This is a genomic window from Bacillus sp. JJ783, from assembly GCF_036963225.1.
Lineage (GTDB): Bacteria > Bacillota > Bacilli > Bacillales > Bacillaceae_G > Bacillus_A > Bacillus_A cereus_U.
On record NZ_JBALMG010000239.1, the window covers coordinates 1 to 5,126 of the forward strand.

A 5,126-nucleotide genomic window follows, 5' to 3' on the forward strand; every position below is an offset into this window, starting at 1 on the left:
GATCTACACCCATCATTAAAATAGAAATAGGTTTTTTATCAGCTACATCAACTTTTTCTGAACGTTTATCAGACTTATCACGATCTAGTGGCTTATGAACCGTATCCAATGTATTCGTTACGTTAGAGTAAATATGATAAGCATATGCTCCTCCACCAATAATGAGCACACCTATTATACCGAGAATCCAAAATAAAATTTTCTTTTTCATTCTTATACCCTCTTTGCTTATAATTACGAATAAAATACTAAGACCTCTTCATTATATTATAGCAATAACAATAAATGATAAAGCTAAATCCTAAAATTAATGTGACCTATTCTATGGATGAGAAACAATCAAAGTCACATTTCCTTTTATAACAAAACTTTCAATTCCGGCTGGAAGAATAAAATGATCTCCTTTTTTTATACTAAATTCCCCACTTATGGTTCTTAACGTCGCTTCACCTTCAATTACACTGGCTAATTGAAATGGTTGATTCTGTTGAAAAGATGCTTCCATTCGAATCTCCCATTTATAAACCGAAAAATACTTTTCTTGTACATATTTAGTGATGATGGCGCCATTCTCTTTTTTAATTTCAGGATAAACCTTATAATCCTCATGAGGAATCATCGATACAGCAATTGATTTTTCAACATGTAGTTCTCGCTTATTTCCATCAACACCAACACGATCATAATCATAAACACGATATGTGGTATCTGAACTTTGTTGTGTTTCCAACACTAATGTTCCTTCACATAAAGCATGGATAGTTCCACTTGGTACATAGAAAAAATCACCAGGCTTAATTGGTATTCGACGTAGCAATCGATTCCACTCATTATTCTCAATCATACCCTTAAATTCTTCTTTAGTTTGAGCAGTATGCCCGTACACCATTTCAGCATTTTTTTTACAATCAATAATATACCAGCACTCTGTTTTCCCTAACTCACCGTTTTCATGAATATTTGCAAAGTCATCATTTGGATGTACTTGTACAGATAAATCCTTTTTTGCATCCAAAATTTTAGTTAATAACGGAAACTGATCAGCTTGATAGTTACCGAATAATGCTCTATGTTCATCCCATAGTTGCTTTAACGTTAAACCTTTATATTTACCGCTCTTTACAATACTTGGTCCATTTAAATGAGCAGAAATTCCCCAGCACTCACCGGTAGTTTGTGAAGGTAACTCATAGTTAAATCCTTTTAAAGATCCCCCCCCCCAAATCCGCTCCTGTAACACTGGTTGAAAAAATAATGGTTCTTTATACAAAATAACTCCACCTCTAGTTGCACTTACTACTAATTTTTACTTCTTTAAATAACAAACTTCCTCTATTTCATTCCATTGCATATAAATCCGAACAATATCTTCCTCAACTAATTCGCTACCTGATTGCACTTCAATAAATTCTAAATCTGTAACAGCCTTAATCGCATGTTTTTGCCTCGGCTGAATTTCTAATACATCCCCAGGACGAACAACTCGTATTTCATCATCTAATACAAAAATCCCTTCACCTTTTACTATTGTCCAAACTTCACTTCTATTATTATGGTATTGGTAGCTTAGATTTTTACTAGCTGTAATACCTATACGCTTTGTTAACACTTCATTCCCATCATCATATTTAGTATGATCTAGCACACGATACCATCCCCAGCGACGCTCTTCATACATTGGTCTTTGATCCCAATCTCCCACTAATTCTTTCACTCGAGGGCTTGCGTCCTTTTCTGAAACTAAAATACCATCTGGGCTAGCAGCTACAATTATGTTAGAAAGGCCTAATACAGAAACTGGGATATCTAACTCATTAATAATATGATTTTGCTCACATTCAATTCCCATATTTCCCTTACCAAGGACGTTCGTTCCCATTTCTTCCGTAAGGGTATTCCAAGTTCCAAGATCTTTCCATGAACCATTATAAGGTAATGCAATAATATTCTCTGTTTTTTCTACCACTTCATAGTCAAAACTTATCTTTGGTAAACTTGCATATTGTTGGACTAATACATCATATTGAACAGGAAGCCCTTTTTGATCTAATAAGGAGATAATTTTATCTAATTTAAATGCAAATACACCACAATTCCAAAGTGCATTTTGTTTTAGCAATCCTTCAGCTTCTGCAGTTACTGGCTTTTCTTTAAAATGACTTACTTGAATAATTTCCTGTGTACTTGCCTCTACATTGGGAACAATATAACCATATTTCTCGGATGGATATGTAGGTGTAACCCCCATTAAACCTAAATCTGCATTTGAAGAGTTTAGTGCTTTCTCTAAATCTAGTAACCTTTCAAAGAAACTATTTTCTACGTATGGATCTACAGGTAATACACCTACAACCTCATTCAAATCAACGTGCTCTTTAGAGTATAAATATGAAGCTGCAAGAGCAATTGCCGGAAATGTATCACGACGCTCTGGTTCAATGATAATAGGTACATCATTTCCTAACTGACTATTAATCATATCTACTTGAGATTTACTTGTAGCAATAACTGCATCATTTTCAATCCCTAAGCTTTTTAATTGTCCCCATACCCTTTGAACCATAGATTGCATTTCATCATTCTCATTTTTAAGTACTTTTAAAAATTGCTTAGAACGCGAATCATTTGATAATGGCCATAGACGTTTTCCTGAACCACCAGATAATAATATTAATTTCATATTTCCACTCCCTTACAAAAAATAAAAAAAGGTGAAGATATTATCTCCTCACCCTAGAAATTTTTCTTTATATTTTTCCTCTACAATACTTCTAATCTCTTCTCTAAATCTTTCTGGCGAAAATCTTATAGCATTCTCTCTACAATTAGATGGAGTAAACTTATCATAGCTTTGTTCAAATTCTTTAACCTTCTCAACAATACTTTCAATAGTCTGCTCTTTAAAGAATAGACCAGTTGGTTTCTCATGATTTAAATCTAAAACAGTTTCTGTAGCTCCACCCTTACCATATGTAATAACAGGTGTACCACAAGCCTGTGCCTCCACTGGTGTAATACCAAAATCCTCTTCTGCAGCAAAGACGAATGCTTTTGCACGCTGCATATGACTTTTTAATACTTCAAACGATTGATAACCTAGAAGCTGAACATTACTTTTAGCCTTTGCCTTCACCTTCTCAAAATCTGGTCCATCACCTATTACAATCAACTTTTTATCCGGCATATTTGAAAATGCTTCAACAATTAAATCAATTTTCTTATATGGTACCATACGTGATGCAGTTATATAAAAATCTTCTTTTTGTTCATGCAGTGTAAATGCAGAGATATCAACAGGTGGATAAATAACATCCGATTCTCTTCTATACACTTTCCATATTCTACGTCCGATAAACTTCGAATTACCTACAAAATAGTCTACGCCATTTGCAGTACGGTAATCCCAATTTCTTATTTTATGTAAAATAGATTTTGTTAACAGTCCCTTAAGACCTTTTTCTAATTTTGCTTCTTTTAAATATTGGTGCTGCAAATCCCATGCGTAACGAATAGGTGAATGTACATAAGATATGTGCAACTGATCTGGTCCTGTTAAAACCCCTTTTGCTACAGCGTGAGAACTAGAAAGGATAACATCATACTTTGATAAATCTAACTGTTCAATAGCCAAAGGCATTAAAGGAAGATAATTTCTGTATTTTTTCTTCGCGAAAGGTAACTTCTGAACAAATGTTGTACTAACCTCTTTGTTCTTAATAAATCCTCGCTCTTTTTCATCTAAAAAATCTACTAAACTAAACAAATCTGCTTCTGGAAATACTTCAAGCATCTGCTCTAATACTTTTTCTGCACCAGCGTATGTTACAAGCCAGTCATGAACTATTGCTATTTTCATTTTTCGATCACTTCCTGCATACATCTTGCTACCTCTATAGCACATTGCTCCCATGTGTAACTTTTGGCATAAGCAATTCCTCTGCTACCCATTTCCTTTTTCTTTTCATCATTGTTTGCTAAATTTAAAATACCATTAGCTATGTCATTTACATCATAGGGGTCAACATATTCTACATAGTCCTTGCATACTTCTGGAATAGAAGCTGCTTTAGAAGCTAATACTGGACATCCACATGCCATAGCCTCCAAAGGTGGAAGTCCGAATCCTTCATATAACGAAGGATATACTAAGAAATCTGCAGAAGCTACTACCTCACGCAATTTATTATCCTCAAGATAGCCAGTAAAATGAATTCTATCTTTTATTTCCTCGGCTTCTTCAAGAACAGTATTATCAGGTGTAATAAATCCGTCTCGTTTTCCTATTATTATAAGATTATGAGGAATTTTATCCTTTATAGATTTAAAAGCCTTTATTAGTCTTAATAAATTTTTATGCGGTTTAACGTTCCCTACATATACCATGTATTTAGTTTCTACTTTTTGCTTATTTAAATACCATTGAGTATCAACACCATTATAAATTACATTAACTTTATCTCTATCTCCCTCGTTCACATAGCTAAGGTATTCATTCTTTGTAAAATCAGAAACAGTAATAATTTTATCCGCTTTCTTACTTACAAAATTAAATAATGCTTTTGCATATATCTGTTTTACAAGACTATTATTATTAATATCTTTTCTTAAATGAAATACATCATGTATTGTTACTAGCAATTTACCTTTATAGAATAACGGAATGTTATAGTGTGGTGACCAAAGCAAATCTATGTTTGATGGTATTTTTTTTAGCATTTCTTTTTGTTCTTGAATGGAATAAATAGTGGCCGTCATATGAATATAATGCACACCACTATAAAAACTAAATTCTTTTTTTAATTCTAACTGATTCCCCATCAGGTAGAATTCATATTGTAATAAATTTTTATCAAAAATTTCGTGGAGAACATTTTTAATGTATACTCCTATACCTGATGCATTTATCATTCTTGCATCTACGACTATTTTAGGCATAGTTCTCCCCCTGTTCATTAGCTGATTTGGTTATATGTTGTTTCCTCAAGTGAATCATGTACATACCTATTATTATAATATTCATACTTACACTAGTTAAAATAAGCCCTTTTGCTTCAATAATCAAAACATACAGTGTCAAAAAGATACCTAAAATTCTTACATTGGTATTATAAGAGGTAGCTTTATAA

The 5,126-nt window shown here is 33.1% G+C and carries 5 protein-coding genes and 1 pseudogene; all 6 read right to left on the reverse strand.

The genetic code is table 11. The annotated features are described in order from the left end of the window. Positions 1-211: pseudogene (locus V7038_RS28950) on the reverse strand (LytR family transcriptional regulator); the annotation flags it as partial. 111 nt (positions 212-322) lie between these two features. Beyond that, entirely contained in the window at positions 323-1,270 is a 948-nt protein-coding gene (manA, locus tag V7038_RS28955; protein WP_335696046.1) for a mannose-6-phosphate isomerase, class I, read from the reverse strand. 36 nt (positions 1,271-1,306) lie between these two features. Then, positions 1,307-2,680 carry a sugar phosphate nucleotidyltransferase gene (locus tag V7038_RS28960; RefSeq protein WP_215597064.1) on the reverse strand — a complete coding sequence of 458 codons (1,374 nt, stop codon included), beginning with the start codon at positions 2,678-2,680 and terminating at the stop codon, positions 1,307-1,309. 48 nt (positions 2,681-2,728) lie between these two features. Then, a complete protein-coding gene (locus V7038_RS28965; protein WP_335696047.1) occupies positions 2,729-3,856 on the reverse strand; it encodes a glycosyltransferase family 4 protein in 1,128 nt (375 codons plus the stop codon). Then, positions 3,853-4,935: a glycosyltransferase family 4 protein gene (locus V7038_RS28970; RefSeq protein ID WP_335696048.1), complete on the reverse strand. Its 1,083-nt coding sequence runs from the start codon at positions 4,933-4,935 to the stop codon at positions 3,853-3,855. Before V7038_RS28970 ends, V7038_RS28965 begins: the two co-directional genes overlap by 4 nt. Beyond that, on the reverse strand, positions 4,928-5,126 hold a 199-nt coding region (locus tag V7038_RS28975; RefSeq protein ID WP_335696049.1), incomplete at its 5' end, for a hypothetical protein. The genes V7038_RS28970 and V7038_RS28975, both read right to left, overlap by 8 nt.

Excerpts from the sequence above, each read along its gene's own strand:
- V7038_RS28965 (WP_335696047.1), bottom strand. The coding sequence starts at position 3,856 with ATGAAAATAGCAATAGTTCATGACTGGCTTGTAACATACGCTGGTGCA.
- V7038_RS28970 (WP_335696048.1), bottom strand. The coding sequence starts at position 4,935 with ATGCCTAAAATAGTCGTAGATGCAAGAATGATAAATGCATCAGGTATA.
- V7038_RS28960 (WP_215597064.1), bottom strand. The coding sequence starts at position 2,680 with ATGAAATTAATATTATTATCTGGTGGTTCAGGAAAACGTCTATGGCCA.